Origin of the sequence: Nocardia sp. NPDC060255 (assembly GCF_042727395.1) — a bacterium.
In the GTDB taxonomy this organism is placed as follows: domain Bacteria; phylum Actinomycetota; class Actinomycetes; order Mycobacteriales; family Mycobacteriaceae; genus Nocardia.
Genome location: NZ_JBHXAU010000016.1, coordinates 84,173 through 104,398, shown reverse-complemented (window position 1 = coordinate 104,398; position 20,226 = coordinate 84,173). Strand labels below are relative to the sequence as shown.

3 protein-coding genes are annotated in these 20,226 nt (G+C 68.3%); all 3 read left to right on the top strand.

Annotated elements, in window-relative coordinates:
- Window positions 1–162: 162 nt before the first annotated feature.
- The 3 genes from ACFWF1_RS27065 to ACFWF1_RS27055 are packed head-to-tail and all read left to right on the top strand — an operon-like array spanning window position 163 to window position 20,208.
- Complete coding sequence (locus tag ACFWF1_RS27065; protein WP_379286772.1) at window positions 163–495, top strand: hypothetical protein; 333 nt, start codon at window positions 163–165, stop codon at window positions 493–495.
- A 16-nt stretch (window positions 496–511) separates the two neighbouring features.
- Window positions 512–1,030: a YbaB/EbfC family nucleoid-associated protein gene (locus tag ACFWF1_RS27060; protein WP_379286773.1), complete on the top strand. Its 519-nt coding sequence runs from the start codon at window positions 512–514 to the stop codon at window positions 1,028–1,030.
- 5 nt (window positions 1,031–1,035) lie between these two features.
- Complete coding sequence (locus ACFWF1_RS27055; protein ID WP_379286775.1) at window positions 1,036–20,208, top strand: hypothetical protein; 19,173 nt, start codon at window positions 1,036–1,038, stop codon at window positions 20,206–20,208.
- The last annotated feature ends 18 nt before the right edge of the window (window positions 20,209–20,226 follow it).

The following is a 20,226-nucleotide window of genomic DNA, read 5'->3' as shown; positions in this document are numbered from 1 at the left end:
CCCCAGGACTGGGGTGTTCCATTGGAGTGGTCCACCACTGACGTTGGTGTTACGGTTTATTGACTGATGGCGGAGATCGGGTGAACTGATCATGAACTCCGCCAATGATTTCAGGTTCGAGCCGGGGGTTGGCTGCCCTCGCACTGCGGGAAAGGGTGCATTGTGGCGGACGAGAAATTCGAGTTCCACCCGGACGAATTCCGTACTGCCGCGGGCAAGACCGCCCATGTCGGTGACCGGATCACCGACGTGGTGAACAACCTGAAGACGACGATTGCCGGTCGCGGTGCCCCATGGGGCGACGACAAGATGGGCAAACAGTTCTCGGACGGCCCCGGCGGCAACGACGGTTACCAGTCGTCGAAGAAGAACCTTGTCGACGGCACCACCGGTATGGCAGTCAGCTTCAATAACGTGGCCGCCAACCAGCGCACGGTTGCCGACAAGTTGCAGCACGACCTCGACGAGCGCAATGGCGAAAGCTTCACTAAGTGAGTAAGGGTCGGTAGCCGTGGCACACGATTTTTCTCGGGGAGACGTCGCCGACCTGATGGAAGAGGTGCAATCGCAGCTCCATTCCATCGCGCGATTGCAGCAACAGCGCGTTGCGCTGGTCGGCAAGGCGACGGTGCGCGGTGGCCGGGTGACCGTCGTGGTCAACGCGGACGGTGCCGTTATCGAGACCAAGTTCGGTCGCGGCATCGAGGATTTGGAATACGCGGAATTGGCGCGTGCCGTCACCCAGGCGGCGCAAGAGGCCATCGCGGATGTGCGCCGCCAATCGCAGGAACTGCTCGCGCCTTTCCAGCAGGAGCGGGCGCGCCTGCCGAAACTGTCGGATCTGGTGGAGGGCATGCCGGACCTGAGCGGCCAAATGCCCGCGCAAACCTACGCGCCGATGAGCAAACCCGATTCGCTGGAGCGGGCTATCACTGCCGGAACCGACAGCGCCGCCATGACATTCGACAATGTCGAGTCGCTCGACACTGCGAAGTCCCGGGAGCGTGGGGTCACCGATTCCGGTTGGTGATCTAGATGGACTTCTGGGACGGGCTCCTCGAAACCCTCGGGTGGGTCGCCGGTAGCGACTGGCCCGAGGGCTCGGAAACCGGCATGCGGGATCTGGCCGGTGACTGGCGCAAGGCCGCCGAAGAGCTGCGCGGCATCATGGCCGACATCAACACGGCGAAGTCGGCCGCGCTCAAGGCGTACCCGTCCGGTGCGGCGCGCGATGAGATCGCGGGCGCCTTCGACAAGATGCGCGACGGCACCGGTGCCAGCGGGGACGAGGCGAACAACAACCTCAAGAAGCTCGCGGAGTTCTTCGACAAGATCGGTGAATCCGCGGACGGCGTCGGCACCGAAATCGAGTACGCCAAGTGGATGATGTGGTCCTCGCTGGGCCTGCTGGCTATCGAACTCGCTGCGGCGTGGCTGTTTCCGCCCACCGCACCCGCCGTGGAACTGACCGCCATCGCCGCGACCCGGGTGACGATCCGGATGATCGCCCGGCAAGGGCTGATGGCTGTCCTCAAGCACGTCCTCAAGCTGGCCATCACCAATGGCGTCAAGTTCCTCTTCAAGCACGTCGCGCTCGACCTGGCGCTCGGCACCATCCAGGACTTGGGGATCCAGTGGATCCAGAAGGAACAGGGACACCGCAAAAACATCGACTGGAACCAGGTCGGGATGACCGCGTTGTCCTCGGGCGCGGGCGCACTCGGGGGCGCGGCGGCCGGCCATGGGCTCGGACACCTTTTGAAGGGCGCTCATCTGGGCCCCGGCATGAAGGGCGCGATCACCGGCCTCGGCGCGGGCTTCGCCGGGTCGATCGCCGGGTACGCACCGCAATTCGCGATGGACCTCGCGCACGGCGGCTGGGATGAAGTGGCCAAGAACTTCGACCCGCGCATGATTACCGCCGGCCTGTCGAACGGCGCGATGTCGGGCGGGAACAAGGCGCGGGCCACCAAGTTCCACTTCGACCGGATGGGCGCGCCGATCGGTGTCGGGCCGACGAACGGGGCTCGGATCGGTGGCCTCGGGCCCGAAGGCCTTGGTACGCATAGCAATGGCGGCCCGGACATGCGTCCGGCCGGCACCAATGGTGCGAGCACGACGCATGACGGCGTCGGTCAGAGCGAACACGGCGGCACGGGTGGTGACCGGACCGGCGGCGACAACGTCGGCGGTGGGGCCAACAATCGCAGCAATAGTTCGAGTGACGGGTCGTCCACGCGGACCGACGACACTTCGCACGGTGGCGACTCGTCCCGCACGGGCGACTCGGAGCGGACCTACAGCACCGACAGCGACCGGCCGCAGGGCGGTGGTTCGGAGAGCCGTGGTGCCGATGGTGGTCAGCAGCAGGGTGGTTCGGAGAGTCGTGGCACTGATAGTGGTCAGCAGCAGGGTGGTTCGGAGAGTCGCGGGACCGATGGTGCTCAGCAGCAGGGTGGTTCGGAAAGTCGCGGGACCGATGGTGCTCAGCAACACGGTGGTTCGGAGAGCCGCGGGACCGATGGTGGTCAGCAGCACAACGGTGCCTCCGAGAACCATGGCGGTTCGTCGGAGCAGCACACCGGAGCCGACGGTAGCGGCGCGGATCGCAGCCGGGCGAGCATTCCCGACAGTGGCGGCACCCACGACAGCGGCACCACGCACGACGGTGGCACTGGCGACTCGGGCACCGGTGCCGATCGGCCGGTGACACCGCAGCATGCCGGTACAGATCCGGGAAGTGCTGCGGCAACGCATAATTCGGGTGATGCTGGGCGCGTCGGTGATAGTGCGACAGCCCGGCCCGGTGCTGACGGTGCGACGGCCCGGCCCGGTGGCGATGGCGCGACACCCCGGCACAGTGGTGACGCGGCGGCCCGGCCCGGTGGCGACGCAGCAGCCCGGCCCGGTGGTGCGGAGCCGACGCGTGGTGGCGAAACCCGTCCGCAGTCGGGCTCCGAACCGCGTGCGGGCGACTCGCGGGCCGGATCGCCGGACGCCAAGCCGAGCGCCGATCGTCCCCGAGGCGAATCACGCGCGGGCGTCTCGGATTCGAATCCTGCTCGGACAGGCAAGGATTCGACTCCCGGTGTGCGCGCGGAGGCGAGCGGCTCCGAGGCGTCCCGTGCGCCGGAACGTACGGCAGGCGCGGCGGACGAGCATGTACAGGTACATCCTGATTCGGACGAAAGCGCTCGGCCGCACCAGGATTCGGACGAGAATGCTCGGCCGCACCAGGACCCCAATGGGCCGGAAACTAGGAACAAGCCAGAAGCCGGTGTGCCACAACAGGATCGGCCACACGCCGGTGCCGAGCCGCATGCCAGGGACGAAGCGGGCCGCCCGCGCGCGAGCGACTCTCGGCCGGTCGGCGACGCCCCGGACCGGGCGGGCGACGCCGAGCCCGCGCGGCGCGGCGACCACGGTGACGACTCCGAGGGCCGCCGACTTCATGACGATGTAGGGATCGTTCCGGTCGCGGATGCGGGCGCGGGCGCTCATCCGCGGCAGTCGGGAGCAGACGGCACGCCGCGTCAGCACGGCGCCGACGGCGACGCCGCGCCGCCGCGACAGGACGGCGACGCCGACAGCAAGCGACCGCTCGAGCCCGACGATCCGAATCGCGGCAAGTGTGGCGAGCTCTCGCTGCGCGAACTCCGCGACGAGTTCGGTGATTCGATCCGGCTGCCGGAGCGGACAATTGGTGCCGACGGCATGACCTCGCGGGAGCTGGTCGGCGCCGCGGGCGGGCAGCTGCGCGAGTTCGCGGGCGGCCACGAGGCGATCGAGCGGCGGCTGCTCAAGATGGGCGACGGTGCCAGGGCGCTGGTTGTCGACACCTACAAGGGTCCGCGTGACGAGCACGGTGTCGGCGCGCACGCGTACCTGATGGTGAACGAGGGCGGCAAGATCAAGGTGCACGACCCCGGCCTGGGGGCCGAGCACGGCTTCCCGCCGCGGGCGCCGAAGGAACTGCACAGCACCGCCGCGATCATGTTCAAGCCGGACGGCACGCCGGTCGACAAGGTGCCGAGCCACATTCGGGACGAGCTGCTCGCTCCGCAGCGTGATCTCGCCGATGCGGGACGGATCGGTAATCTGCCCGGCCAGCACCACGATTTCTTCCCGGCCGATCGTCCGGTGCCGCAGGGTTTGCAGCGCGGCGCGGACGGACTGTTGCGCCACCCCAACGACCCGCCGCAGGTCTACCGCACGCCCGACGGCGCCTGGCATCACGTCAACGATGCGCCGGGCACGTTCCGGGACAAGGGCTTCAACCTGACCGACGGCCACCGATGGATCAAAGACCATCTTTCTGGCCAAGACTTGGCGTTCAAGGCCGAGGTCGCCGAGGAAGGTGACTATCCGGTCAAAGATCCGGAAGCACTGAAAGCCTTGGCCGACGAGTCCGCAGAGCGGATCAGGCTGGGCAAGCTCCGTACTGATGCTTACGATTTGCTCAAGCCGCAAATGGACGAGTTCAACGTCCGGGGCAAAGAGAACAAACTCGATGTCAATAAGCTGAGTGAGAAGAACCTCAAGGATACGGTTTCCGGAATCAAAGAGGCGATCAACAAGCAGGCGCGACTCCCGGAAAGCGATCCTCGGCATCTGACACCCGAGCAGAAAGCCGACAAGCTCACCCGTCTGTACGACATGGTGGACAACGCCAACGAATACAATCTCCGCGGCAAGGAGATGGTGGCGAGTTCCAAGCGGCTCGGCGAGTTGGGTGCTACCGCATACGGTTTCGACCCGGAGCTGCATCCGGGCGCGGTGCAGATCACCCCATTCGAGGGTGCGTTCGACGGCAACAACTCCGTGGACATCGCGGTTTTCATTCCCCGGGACGGCGACACCCCGGCCAGGCTGGTGGTGATCGAGGCCAAGGGGGTCGGCTCGGACCTGGGCGCTGCGACGACTCCCGCGGGCCGGGCGCAGCAGGGCTCGCCGGAGTACCTGCGCCGCACGCTGGCCATCGACGAGAATCTCCGGACGATTCTGACCGAACCCGAAGCGGCTCTGCTCGCGCGGCCAGAAGGCCCGGCGCTGCTGGACATTCGTAGACAACTGCTGGAAGCGCACCACGACGGCACGTTGGATATCGAATACCACAAGGTGCACGTCGACATAGACGGTAAAGCGGATTTCGCGAAGTTCAAGCTCGACCGTAATGGTGTGCGGGTGCCGATGCACGATATCGGTGGCGTCGTATCCAGAGACAGTCTGCAACCGCAGCATCAGCCCGCCGCGGCCACGCCGGATGCGGGCGCTCCCGACCCCACAGGCAACGGCCCGATCCAGCACGCGCCGGATAACCCGGTCGCGCATCCGGATGATCGCCGCGGTCGCTGCGGCGAATTGTCCTTGCAAGAACTGCGGGCGTTGTACGGCGAGGACCATGTCCGGCTGCCCGAACGCCCGATCGGCCCGGATGGCATGACCCCGGAGGAACTGCAGCTGGCCGCGGGCGGTCACCTGCAGCCGACCACCCATGCGGACACGCACCAGCGACTGCTCGACCTCGGCGACGGCTCGTCGGCGCTGATGGTCGACACGTATTCGGGTGCCCGGGACGCGTACGGCGTCGGCGCACACGCCTATCTCCTGGTGAACCAGGGTGGCGAGATCATCGTCCGCGACCTCGGTGCCGGACTGGCCGATCACCGCTATCCGCCGCAGGTTTCGCCGAACATGAGCGGTTCGCACGCCATCGTGTTCGACGGGCAGGGGCGGCCCGAACATTCGCTGAACGCGGCGGATCGGGCGCGGTTGACGGCCGATGCCGGAGCGCAAACGAATTCTGGCGACCGATCCCGGGTCGGTCAGCCCTTCGACGGGCGGCCGCATGACGACGGCAACCTTCCGCGCAACGAAGACCCCGACGACCTGATCGCCCGGCCGAAACACGAGGATGCGGAGATCCCGCCCCGCGTGCAGGTCGAGGAGGCCGAAGCACTGCGCAGGCTGTCCGACCAGTACCCGCAGGACGAGGGGCTGCGGGCGGAAGCCGATCGGGCGGCCGAGCGGGTGCGTGAGCTCGCCGACAAGGGGCTGATTCCGGAGAACGATGGCTCGGGAATCAGGAAGCCGCTCGAAACGCCGAACACTGATGAGCCGGTCACCCGGCCGATCGACCACCCCGAGTCCGAGGGCGCCCCGCGGCAACAGCCGGCCGAGGCCGAACGTGCTCCGCGGCAACAACCTTCGGACAGCACGGGCCCGAACAAGACGCCGGAAGCACCGGCGCATCCGGAGTCCGAGCGTGCCCCGCACGAACGGCCCGCCGATAGCGCGGGTCCGAACAAGACGCCCGAATCGCCGACCGACCCCGGCGACGGCCGTTCGCGGGATGTGCATCCGGCGGATGCCGCTCGGCCGCAAGAACATCCGGCGTCCGAGCCGCGTCCACGTCCGGGCGAGCAGGACAAGCCGCTGCCCGATTCGCACCTGCCGCGCGAGCGCGAATCCGCCTCGCACATGCTGCCGCCACGTCGCCCCGCGGAAGTGCCTCGGCTGCAAGGAGATTCGGCGTCCGAGCCGCGTCCACGTCCGGGCGAGCCCGGCAGGTCGCCGGCCGAGCACTTCCTGTCCCGCGAGCGCGAATCGGCCTCGCACATGTTGCCGCCGCGTCGTCCGGCGACGGACCCGGTGCACGCAATGGATGGCAGCGTTCCGCACGACGGTGCACAGCCGGAGCCGCACATCGCCGACAAGTGGACGCCGCTGGACGCGGCACAGGTCGGCGAGGAGTTGGCCAGAGAGACCGGGCTGAAGGTCTACGGGTTCGACATGCCCGGTTTCGATGCCGAGGTGGCGCGCGAGATCGCCAGGGGCGTCGTCGAAATGCGGGCCAAGTATCCGCACGTCGTTCTCGGTGGCGTCGGCGTCGGGAGGTTCCCGAGCGGGAACCTGGCGGAGTTGATTCCGGGCCGCCACCCGGAGACCGGGGTGCGGTACGCGCAGTCGATCAAGTTCAATCAGGAAATTGTCGGCAGCTTGGACCTGTTCCGGAGCAAGGTCCAGGCGGGTGTTGATCTCGGACGGTTCGATCAGTCCGCCACCACCCGTGCTGTCTACAAGATGCTGCTGCACGAATTCGGCCACGCGGTGGACTTCCACGGACAGCGCACCGCGCTCCGACCGCTGCACCCGGACGATCCGCACTCGCTGACCTATACCGACAAGGTCCTGCAGGATCACTATCGGCACAAAGCCGAGCTGGACCCGGCGGTCCCCAATACCAGTGCGGGATACCGCAACTGGCTGAAACAGCTCGGCCCGTACAGCTTCGACGAACATGGTGTCTTCCGGCCGGGCGAAGCAGTAGCCGACGCCTTCCGTGACGTAGAACTGCACGGCGACCGGGCGAGTGAGCCCGCACAGGTCTTGCACAAGATGCTGACCGACCTGGCGAAATTGGGACCAGAGGTGCTGGCTCCACGTCTGCAGGGCCTCGACGGCCTGCCGCATCCGACGGACCAGCCGGCCCGGATGGCGATCGACCCACCGCACGATCCCGACGCCAGTGGGAACGACCACGGCGGCCGACACGAGAGCACCGCGGACTGGGCCGACCGCATGCGGGCCGAGACCGCCGAGTGGACAGCACGGATGGCCGCCGAGCACGCCGCGGCCATGCGGCAGCTCGCGGATACCGGACCGGCGGACTGGGCCACCCAGATGCGGGCCGACCACGCCGAATGGCGGGCGCGAATGTTGGCGCTGCGGGCCGAGTTCGCCCGCGACATCGCCGACGGCGTGCTGCCGCGGCCCGCGGCGGAGGTGCCGCCGGCGGACGCGGGCAAGCACCGCACTCCGGAGGGCGAAGTCCCGCATCCGGGCGATGTGAAGGTGGCGCCGCGTGCGGATTCGTCCGCGCGGCCGGAGCCCGACGAGGCAGGCGGCGGGCAGAAGCCGCCGGAATCGCCACCGCGCGTTGGCGATTCGAGCGATCCGGGTGAAGGCGGCGCGAACGATCGCGATCGGCAGCCTGGTGACGGCACGCCGCCGCATGAGTCCGATGGCACGCCGCCGCACGAGTCCGACGGCACCCCGCCACACGAGTCCGACGGCACGCCGCCGCATGAATCCGACGGCACCCCGCGACCCGAGGACGCGTTCGACGCGCGTGAGCACGAGCTGAACGCTGAGCGTGACCGTGCCGTGGCCGAGCGGGACGCGCGACAGCAGCAGCGCGATCAGCTGGCGGGCCGCCTGCGCGTCTCGTCGGAAAACGACTGGGCGGCACTGCATCCCGATCACCTTGCACAAACCCTGGAGGAGTTGCGCGGACGCACCATGGAGGTGCGTACGGAGATGCCGAGCGAGCACGCGCGCATCGACGAGCTCGAGCGGCTGGCCAATCGGGTCGCCGACGCGAACAACGAGATCGCGAGGATCGATCACGACCTGGCATCGCTAGAAGCCGAACGTGCGGCAGCGCGACTCGAGACCCCCGAGGGCGAATACGCCCGCTTGCTCGAGGAACGGCGCGCGCTGGACCACGAGCGCGAATTCGCCAGGGCGCAGCGCGATGAGCTCGCCGCATACCTCGGGTTCAAGGATCTGACCGGCCCCGCGTTCGAGCGCCGCATGCTCGACCTCTATGACGAGGCGCAAACGCGGCGGACCCGGATCCCCGGCAACCTGGACTCCCCGGAACGGATCGTCCGGGAACAGCTCAGTGGGTCGGAACGCGATGCGCACCTGCGCGATCTGCGCAAATTGGGCGAGGCCATGCGGGAATGCGAGCGTCTCGACGCGGCCATTGCCGAGAAGGACGGACGCCTCGCGCAACTGCGGGACGAGGGCGTTGTCGGCGAGCGCCCGCGCTCCGGCGATATTTCCAGCGTGCTCGATCGGATGGCCGCCGAGCACGCCGACCTGCTGCGCCAGGTCGAGGCGCGACGGCCGGTGATGGAGGAACTGGCCCGGCGGCTCGGGATTCCGCTCTCGGAGCTCGGCCCGCGGCCACGTGATGTGGCAACGGCGCTGGAATGGCTGCGGTCGCGGACGATGCGGGCGGACATCGGCGAGCAGATCGAGCGCCACGCCGTGTTCGATGCGCTGGAAGCCGCCGCGGTCGATGTGGTCGTCGGCGAACACGAAATGGGCAAGCTGCGCGACGAGATGGCCCGGCTCAACGATGTGTGGCGAGATCTCGTCAAGGCCGAGAGCAAAGACGGCTGGATGGTCAACGACCGGGTCGGCATCATCCCCGGTGAGCGTCCGCGCATCATCGTGTTCGGTCCGCGCGCGGAATTCGAGCCGTCGCGCACCGGCCACGACGACGCGCTCGCGCACGCCATCCGCACGGAACCCGCTGTGGCACAGGCGATGATGCGGCAACCGCGGATCGAATACCGGCGGATAGTCGTGGAGCCCGACGGCACGGTGCGGCAGGTGCAGATGGGTGGTCCGCCTGTCGAGCGCATTGCTACCGGATGGATCAACGGCGACCCCGGCCTGCTGGTGGTGCGCTGGCAGGACTCGGACGGTCACTGGCACGCCGTCGATCCGAGCGTGCCGGACCGGCGCACCAATCGCGGTCCCGAAGCGCCCGAGAAATACGATCCGGGCAATCCGGATTGGTGGGGCGGCCTGTCCGACTACATCAACGACCTGGCAACGCCGTTCGCCGATATCCCGCCGGGGCATATCGCGAAGAACATGCTCGAACTGAACCCGATGAACGTGGAGACGCGGTACTTCGACAACGGCATACCGGCGGACGACATCGTCAGCCTGCATCTCGGTGGCGATATCGCGTCCATTCAACGGAATATCCGCACCTTGTTCATGGCGATCGACCACCCGGCGGTCCGCGATTGGATTCACCGGCATCCGGCGATCGGCGACTGGGTGCTGGCGCGACCGTGGCTGAAGCGGTTCTTCCCGGTCGGCACCATGTGGTCGTCGTTCCAGTGGCACCGGCCGCCCGAGACCAACTTTCAGCCGATGTACCGCACCTGGGAGCAGGCCGAGCATGCCAGGACCGAGATCCCGGAGTGGCTGCGGCCCGCGATCGATCAGGATGTCGCGAACTGGCGGCGGGTCCAGGAGTGGGCCGACGGCGAGTACGACCGGTTCCGGGCCGACGATCAGCTCGCCGACCGCATGGTCGAACCGCTCGCCGAGTACCGGCAGGAGCAGATGCGGGTCGGCGCACAGGATTTGGTCGATCGCATCCGCAAGGAACTGGTCGATCCGCACCGCGGTGTCGCCCCGGACCAATCCGGTGTCGACCGGCAGGTGCAGCGGATCAATGAAGCCATCAACCGGATCGCCGACGATTCCTTCGACCACTTCGCCACCGATGATCGGGTCGCGATCCGGCACACGGTCGCCGATATCCGGCAACGCCTGCTCGACCTCAAGAACGAGCACGGGATCACCGACGCCGACATCACCCGGATCGTCGACGAGCTGACCCCCGGTATGCGGCCGCTGCCGCCGAAGATCCCAGAACACTCGTGGCCCGATCCCTTCCCGGAACGCCCGCAGCCCGACGGCGCCCCGCCGCGACCCGAATTCCCGGCCTTCACCAGGGACCAGATTCAGCAGATCCTGAATCATCTGTTGACCGACGAGCACCCGGCCACCGACTACGCCGATCCCTATGGCACGCCGCGGACGCGGCGGATGGATCAGCTCGCCGACGTGGCCGAGGCACTCAACCGGATCGTGGACGGTAATCCGCTGCCCGCGGACGTGGTCCTCATGCTCGACGCACTCGCCGAATCCAACTTCCTGCGCACTCCCGCGCCGCCCAACGAGCGCTGGACCTGGCATGACGCGAACGCGCACGCGGTCGCCGAGGGCTTCCACTGGGACGCGAACCGCCCGCCGCTGACCGGTGACCGCGCGGGCATTCCGTACGCGCCGGAACCGCTCGCCGCGCCGGAGCCGTTCCTGCCGCGTGATCGCTTCGAGCTGCAGCTGTCCGACGCCAGACAGCGGTGGGAGGCCAGCTCGGCCGCGCTGCTCGAGGCGGTACGGCTGGCCGGGATCGATCCCGAGAGACTGTTCGGCGCAGTCGATCCCGCCGACCGGCTGGCCAATCTGCGGACGCAGCAACCGGATGCGGCCGGTCGGCAGCGGATCGATGATGTGTCGCGCGCGTTGCGTGCCTTCGACGAAGCAGGCGCGGAGGTCACCCGCCTCGAACAGCGCCTCGAGCAGCACGACGTCAACCTCGAACGCGCCCGCGCGGTGACGCGTGGCGAGAATCCGGAACTGCCTGCGTCGGAAAGGGATTCGACCGATCCCGCGCAGGCCGCGGAAGCCGAGCGGCAGCGAAGAGAAGCCGAAGAGCAAAGGATCGCCGAGGAGCAAGAAGAAGCCGAGCGGCAGCGAAGCTACGCCGAGGCGGATGCGCGGCAGCGAAGCAACGAGATCGATCGGCTGGAGCGGTCGAAGGCCGAGGCCGTGCGCATCCGGGATGAGGCTGATGAGCAGCTGCGTCAGGCGCGTGATCAGGCTGAGGCCGAGCAGGCTTTCGAGCAGCAGCAGCACGCCATGCGCGATGTGGCCGAGGCAGATCGACAGCTGACCGATCAGCTGCGGAAAGACACGTTGCTCGAGGCTGGTGCGGAGCCGCTCGACGGGGTCCCGCAGATCGGCATAATTCCGGGTGACCCACCACAGGCGGTAGTTGTGGTGCGCGGCGAGTCTACGGACCCGACGACGCTGATCGAGCGGGCCGCGGCGCAGCACCCGGAGCTAGCCGATCTCGTCGGGCCGAACCGCGACAACGTCACTGTCTTCCGCCTTGTCCCCGGCGAAGACGGCCGCACCGAGGTACACCGGACCGATCCGCCGGAAGATCCCACGCAGTCCGCAGAAGCCTTGCAGCGCCAGCAAAGTTATGACGAGGCGTACGCGCGGCATCGGAGCAACGAGATCGATCGCCTGGAGCGCGCGAAGGCCGAGGCCGTGCGTATTCGGGATGAGGCTGATGAGCAGCTGAGTCAGGCACGCGATCAGGCCGAGGCCGAGCAAGCGTTCGAGCAGCAGCAGCACGCCATGCGCGATGTGGCCGAGGCGGATCGGCAGCTGACTGATCAGCTGCGGAAAGACACGTTGTTCGACGCCGGTGCTGAGCCGCTGGACGGGGTGCCGCAGATCGGCATAATTCCGGGTGACCCACCACAGGCCGTCGTTGTGGTGCGCGGCGAGTCGGCGGACCCGAGCACGCTGATCGAGCGGGCTGCGGCGCTGCACCCCGAGCTTGCTGATCTGATCGGTCCGAACCGCGACAACATCGTCGTCTTCCGTCTTGTCCCTGGGGAAGACGGTCGCACCGAGGTGCACCGGACCGATCCGCCGGACGCGCCACCGCTGGCGGCACCCCGCCCCGAACCCGACTCGCCGAGCGATGGTGGCGGCGCGAAGAAGCCGCCGACCGGCGAAGCTCCGGAACCGGGCAAAGCGGAGAGCCCTCCGGTAGCGGATGATGCTGCGGCACAGATCAAGTCGGGCGAAGACCCGAGTGCGGCGGACAAGCCTGCCAACGAGGCGAACCAGCCTGTCAGCGAGCCGAACGAGCCCGTCAACGAGACGGACAAGCCTGCCGGACCGGCGGACAAGCCGGAAGTGGTGGGGGACAGCCCCGCGAGCGAGGCGAATAAGACTGAGGGTGAGGCGGATAAGCCCGGCGAGGCAGCAACGCCTGTGCGCGAGCCCGCCGAGGACGGCGCGGCGAACAAGCCGGAGCCGCTCACCGCGGGTGACGAGGGTAGTGCCGACAGCGGCCGCCATCGTGTGCCCGAGGGCGCAGCTGATGCCTATGCGGACGCGGTGGCCCGGCGCGATGAGCTGGGTGCGCGCCTGCGGGAACTGGGCGGGCAGATGCGGTACCAGTTCTCCGAGGGTGCGTTCGATCCGGCCAACATCGAGGCGACCACTCGCAAGCTGCGCGAGATCGCAATGATCGGCGACGATTTCGATCGTGGCAACGAGATCCTCCGTCTCGCACCGGAGCTCCTCGCTGCGGATGCGCGCGTCCGTGAACTCGATGGTGCCGCACCGGAACTCACGCCTGTGCTACAGGCCGGTGACCCAGGTGACCCGGGCAGTCCGCCCCGGCCACCGGCAGGCGAGCAGGCCGGGCAGTGGTCGACAGTGGGTGAGCCGCGCCCTTACGAACCATCTACCCGGACACCGGAATTCGAGGGCTTGGTCGACCAGATCGCCGCGGCGGCCGACAACGGCCAGCGTTTGCTCGACCAGGCGCGCGCGTCGCTGCGCGGACTCGGCGTGAACCCGGACGGCCTGAATGCCCGCGAGCTGGAGCAGGCGGCTCGGGAAGCCTCGGACAACGCCGAGTCCCGGGTCGCGGAACTGCAAGCCCAACAGCATGTTCCGTCCGAAGAGATGGTGCAGTACTTCGACGATCTGCACGCGGCGCAGCAGCACTACGGCGAGGTCGCGCGGGTGACCGGCGAGGTGACGCGGACGCTGGGGCAGTATCACGAGTCGGTGCGGACCAAGCACGAACTGCGCGCCGAGGCGGCCAGGGTGATCGCGCGCGACGTGCTCGCGTCGGAGGGGCGGCCGCTGCCCAACGCCGAGGGCGTCGCCGTGCTGCCGGGCGAGGCGCAGCGGTTGCTGGTGGCTTCACCGTTCCGGGTACCGGACCACATCATCGAACCCGGCCTGCGCGCGCAGCTGGCCGAACAGGGTGTCGAGGTCGTCTATCGGCAGGTGCTGGTCGATGATCAGGGGCGGGTGTCCGTCGTCGATCTGGTGCCGCCGAGCGGTCCGGATCCCGCAGGCGGACCGATCCGTTCGGCGCCACCCGCGCCCGGCGGCGGCACACCGGCACGGACCGGTTCGTCGGATGACGGTTCCGGAACGAACCGGTCGCCGGGCGAGGAACCTCGCGAGGACAACGGATCGCGCCCCGCCGATGTGAAAGCTGAAGAGGCGCCGGAGGATTCGGCTCCCAAGCCCGCGACCGGCGGCGACGACGGCGGTCAGAAGCCGCCACAAACGCCGCCGCCTCCGATGGCAGGCGACGCCGGTGACGGTGATTCCGGCGGCGGACACCGTCCACCAGAGAACGGTCCCGCCGACGAACCGAGCGAAACAAACTCGGACGCTGCGGCTCTCGCGCAAGCGGTGGCTCGGTTCGAAGCAGCGCCGGAGTCCGGCGAAGTGGTCCGGGTCGAGGTGCTCAGCGAGGGCGCGCTGCTGATGGCGGAGCGGGTCGAGCTGATCACCCTCGACGACGGCACCCAGCTGATCCGCAAGACGCTCAGCAATGTCCGGCACGCCGACGCGGAAGTGCTTGCGGCAGAGGTCGGTCGCGCCGTCGGCGCCGGCGTGCCGCACATCGTGCGGGCCGGCGACAACGTGATCTACATGCAGTTCATGCCGGGCGATTGGGCCAGCGCGCTGCACCCCGGCGCGTGGAGCCCGCAGCACACCGGGTTGACCGAAACGCCGGGCGGCGTTCGACTCGGCCTGCTGGACACGCTGATTCGGATGCCGGACCGCGGCATGACGAACTGGCTGGTCACCGCGGACGGACGCATCAGCGGTATCGATCACAGCCTCGCGTTCGGCAACGGCAAGCGCCCTGATGCCGAAACCAGCAGCGGGTTCGCCCATCACTTCCTCGAGCGCGGCCCCGACGGTGCGCTGCAGTGGCGCCAGCACGACCTCAGCGCGGCCGAGTTGGCCGAGATCCGCGGCCGGATCGAGGCGCTGGCGCCGGCCTTCGCCGAGCACCCGGATTGGCATCAGTCCGTCCTCGACCGGTTGACGAAGCTCGAGGAGAACGTGCGGCCGGAGACCGACCCGCCCGCGTCGGACGGATCGTCCGGCAGGCCGGACAAGCCGGGTGACGGTGGGCCGGGACGACCGGGCGAACCGCAGGTCCCTGGTGGTCCCGAGCGGCCGGGCGGCACCGAAAACGGTAGCAGCACAACGAGATCCGAGGGCGCTTCGGAACCCGCGGGCACGCCTCGGTCCGAGCCGGCCCCGCAACCCGACCCGACGCACGAGGCAGACGACACCCAGCGTCGCGCCGAACTGACCGCAGCGCGTGATCTCGCCATCGAAGACCACGACGTCGCGCTCCGCAGGCGCAACGACCTGGCCACCTACCTCGGCGTGGATCCGTCCGATGATTTCGCGGCGCTCCGGCCGGGCGACAACCTCGCCGACACCCTGCGGGAGTTGCGACAGCACCGCGTCGAGGGGATGGAGCGGTCGCCGCACGAGGTGCTCCGGCTCAAGGAACTGGAGCGGCTGTCCAATCGGGTGCCCGAGGCCGCGGAACAGATCGTGCGGTTGAATGCCGAACTGGCCCAACTGGATGCCGACCACGGCCCGCTGGAAACCAGGGAGGCCGAATATGACCGCCTGCTCGATGAGCGGGGCGCGCGGGCGCGTGAACGCGAATCCGCCCGCGCGACAAGGGATGAACTCGCCGCGCGACTGAATGTGACCGAGCTGACCGGCGATGCGTTCGACCGGCGAGTGCTCGAGCTGTACAACGAGTCGCGCTCGCGGACCGTACGGATGCCCGGCAGCCTCGACAACCCGTCCAGGGTTGTACACGAGCCGGTGGCCGGCCCCGAGCGGGAGATGCGCGACCGGGACATCCGCCGACTGGTCCAGGCCGTCGACGCGTTCAACCGGCTCGATCAGCTGGTCGACGGGATCGACGGCAGGCTCGAGGAACTGCACCGGCAGGAGGTGGACCGGGACCGTCCGCTCGCCGACGATGTTGTCGCCGCGCTGGATCGGCTGGCGCGCCAGCGGGCCGACATCTTCCGCGACAGCAGGCCACGCCGGACGGTGCTGGAGGAGTTGGCGGAGCATCTGGACGTGCCGCTGTCCGAGCTCGGCCCCGATCCGCGACAGCTGGCCGAGACGATCGAGCACCACCTGCGGATCGACGACAGCACCAATCCTGAGCGACCGCGCATGCTCCAGGAACTCGCGGACGCCGCCGCCGACGTGATCAAGGCCGACAACGCGATGCGGCGTGTGCAAGATCAGATGACGGAGCTCACCGAGCGGTGGCACGAGGTCGTCGCGTGGCGCGATGAGATCGGCGCCGAAGGCGGGCGGATGGCGACCGACCGGGTCGGCATCATCGAGGGCGGCGAGCGCCCCCGGATCGTGGTCTTCGGTCAGCAGCCGGATGCGGCGCGGCCGCGCGGCGGTCACGATGCCGCGCTCGAACATGCGATTCGCACGAATTCCGCTGTCGCGCAGGCGATGTTGCGGCACCCGCAGATCGAATACCGGCAGACCGCCCCCGGGCAGGAAACCGTGGTCCATGCGGGTCCGCCGGTGGAGCGCTCGGCGACGGGCTGGATCAAGGGCGACCCGGGCATGCTGGTGGTCCGCTGGCGCGACAGTGCCGGGGACTGGCACACGGTCAACCCGAGCAGGCCCGACTGGTCGACCAATGTGCGCGAGGACGGCACCCGCGCCTCGCGGCGTGAGCTGGACGGCTACAACCCCGGTGACCCGGATTGGTGGGCCGGTCTCGCCGACTACATCAATGACCTGGCAACACCTTTCGCCGATATCCCGCCGGGACACATCGCGAAGAACATGCTGCCGATGAACCCGATGAGCGCGCCGGTCGAGTACTTCCAGGACGGTGTCCCGGCCGACGACATCGTCACCATCCACGTCGGTGGTGACTTCTATGCCATCCAGCGGGATATCCGTACCCTGCTCGCGGCGATCGATCACCCGATGGTGCGCGACTGGATCCAGCGGCACCCGGCGATCGGCGATTGGGTCAAGGCCAGGCCGTGGCTGCAGAAGCTGCCGCCGTTCGGGACGGTGTGGGCCGGATTCGACTGGCACAAGCCGCCGGAGACCAATATCCAGCCGATGTACCGGGACTGGGACGAGGGCGAACACACGCGTCGTTATGACCACGTCGAGATCCCCGACTGGCTGCAGCGGCAGTTCGACCAGGAGATCGCCGACTGGCGGCGGGTCCAGGACTGGGCCGACGGTGAATACGACCGGTTCCGCGCCGACCCACAGCTGGCCGGCAAGATCGCCGATCAGCTGACGCACTACGGCGAAGATCAGCAGACAGGCGCCGCGCGCAGACTGATCGACCTGGTCCGCACGGAACTGGTGGACGCCCACCGCGGCATCGACCCGACCCGGCCCGACGTCGCCCAGCAGCTGGCCCGGATCGACCAGCAGATCGATGACCTGGCCGGGCGCACCGTCGGCATGTTCGAGGGCAACGATCGAATCGCGGTCCGCGACACCATCGCCGACATTCGGAATCTGCTGCTCGACGAGCGGAACACCGGTCGCATCACCGACGATCGGCTCAATCAAATGGCCGAGGAGTTGGCGCCGCACATGTGGCACGACATCACCGCCGAAGGAGCAGTGCCGCCGCCGCGATTCACCAGGGAGCAGATCCAGCAGGTCATCGATCACCTGATGAACGACGAGCATCTGGTCACCGACTACACCGATCCCAACGGCCAAGTGGTGCGCAAGCGGATGGATCAGCTGGCCGATGTCGCCGAGGCGATCAACCGGCTGGTGGCGGGCGAGCCGCTGAAGCAGGACATCGTGCTGCTCTACGACGCGCTCGCCGAATCGGAATTCCTGCGCGATCCGGAGAATTGGAAGAAGACCTGGCACGACGCGAACACGCACGCGGTCGTGCTCGGCTTCCACTGGGACGCGGACCGGCCGCCACTGACCGGCTGGCGCAAGGACATTCCCTACGCCGCCGCACCGTTGGCCGAGCCGGCACCGTTCCTGCCGCGCGACCGCTACCAGCTCGAATTGTCCGAGGCGCGAGCTGCTTTGGACGCGCGCACCGATACGTTGCTCGCGCTGGAACAGCGACTCGGCATCGACCCCGCCTGGCTGTTCGGCTCCGATGAGCCCATCGGCACCCGGCTGGCGGACCTGCGGGCGCAGCAACCGGACGCGGCAGGCCGGCGTCAGGTGGACGACCTGACCCAGGCCTACCGCGACTTCGAGAAAGCGGCGGAGAACGTGCGCCGCCACGAACAGAACATCGAACGCCACGACATCGAGCTCGAACAAGCGCGTGCGCTGGTACGCGGTGGTCAGCGCGAACTCGCCAACCCGGTTGCCGAGATACCGCAGCAACCTGATGTGACGCAACATGATTCGGACGCGCAACGTGATGCTGCCGCTCGGCAGGAAGTGGCGGACCTCAGGGAGCGTCTCGAATCGGAATTGGTGCAGGCCCAGGATCGGCTCGATCGTGCCGAAGCGGCGCGCGCTGAGGCCGCCGCGAGCCTGTCCCTGACGATCGAGCCGCACGAGCTGCGCTCCGAGCGTGAAATCGAAGCGCGCGCAGAGGATTTGCGCGCACGAACCTTGGACATCACCCAGCAGCAGGCCCGCCTCGACAAGGTCGCCGAACTCGAGCGCGCGGCCAAGGACTACCTGGTCGCCGAAGCCGAAGTGGGTCGCATCGAAGAGGAACTGGCACACGCCGAGACCCGCGCCGAAGAACTGACACCGCTCGACCCGAACACCGGCGACCGGACCCGCCCGACCGAAGAGAACACGAACCGGCAAGAACCGCTTGGCGATTCGACCCCCGCCCCGCGTCGCGACAGCGACGGCTCCGATCCCACTGAGCAGCCGGTTGATTCGGACTCGGCGACAGATCGAGACACCGACGGTTCTGTTCGCGAGCAGTCGGCCGATCCTGACGCGGGCGTGACTCGTGATCGCGACAGTGACGACTCCGAACTCGCTGAACAGCCGGGCGATTCAGTGTCTGCGCGGGACCGGGAGCATGAGTCCGAGGGTGACCCGGATCGTGATGATTCCGAAGGTGATGAGTCGTCGGGTGATTCGGTGTCTGCGCGGGATCGGACTCGTGAGTCCGATGGCGACTCCGAGCGCGACGATTCCGAGCATGACGACTCGTCGGACGAGTCCGACTCGGACTCCGGGACCACCGATGGCGGTTCGAATCGCGATCGCGGCTCCGACAACGGGGACGATGATGGCGGGGATGATCGGTTCCGCGGTGGTGAGCCGAACTCGCCGATTTTCCGTTCGCGCATCCCGCATCCGCCGCACGAGTACGAGTTCGAGTTCCCGCCGGAGGTAGGACCCCCGCTCAACATTCACGTACCCATGCCGGATCTTCCGGAGCCGCCGCAGCCCCCGCACCCGCCCGTGCCCCCGCACCCGCCGGTTCCGCCACACCCGCCGGCTCCACCACGGACTCCGGTACCGCCGACACGGCCGCACACGCCGCGTCCAATTCCGCCGACCACACCGACGACACGGCCGACGCCGCCGACAACTCCTCCGACGACGCCGCCCACCACACCTCCGACGACGCCGCCGACAACTCCTCCGACCACGCCTCCGACGACACCGCCGACCACGCCGCCGACGACACCTCCGACGACGCCGCCAACGACTCCTCCCACGACGCCGCCGACAACTCCTCCGACTACGCCTCCAACGATGCCCCCGACAACTCCGCCAACGATGCCCCCGCCCACGCCTCCGACGTTGCCGGATCCGACGCAGCCCCCATCCCCATCGCAGACGCTTCCCCCATACCCGGGAGAGCCTGGTACAGCACCATTCTCAGGCCAGCCGTCACTTCCGGGCCAACCCGGATTCCCCGGCCAGAACGGCCAGAACGGCCAACACCAGAACCCGTGGCCGCCGAACGGCGCACCAGCCGGTGACCAGCAGCAGCCGCCGATGGCCCCACCACCGATGCCGCCGATGGCAGGCGCACCGGCCGGCGCCGCGGGCCAACGCAATGGCGACCGCCGCCGCTGGAACGGCGAAAACCCCACGCCCAGTAGCGAAATCGTCATCCAGCCACTCGATGGCGGCCGCCTGGCCACCTTCGACCCGGAAACCGGCTCTTTGCGTGCGGCAGGCACGGCCACCAACCCGGTCGGCGGCGTACTCGGCTACTTCGGCGAGGTCCTCGCCGTCTTCTACCGCAAGGCGGGCCGCCTGACATTGCGCCTGGGCCCCAACGAGTTCGACCTCGACGCGCCCGCCGTCGACGTTGGCTGGCAACATCTCGGTCCGCAGCAAGCTCGCTTCCAGGTGCGCGTCGGCGGCGAACCCGTCGTCGACTTCCCCTACCCGCTCGGCGGTGCCGGTACCGACCTGGGTTTGATGATTCGCGACGTGCTGGCCGACCCGCGACAGTGTGCCGGAGTTTTCCACTAAGACAGACGAGGAGGAATC

What these genes read in the sequence shown, in the direction of transcription:
- ACFWF1_RS27055 (WP_379286775.1), top strand. Translation starts at nt 1,036, where the DNA reads ATGGACTTCTGGGACGGGCTCCTCGAAACCCTCGGGTGGGTCGCCGGT.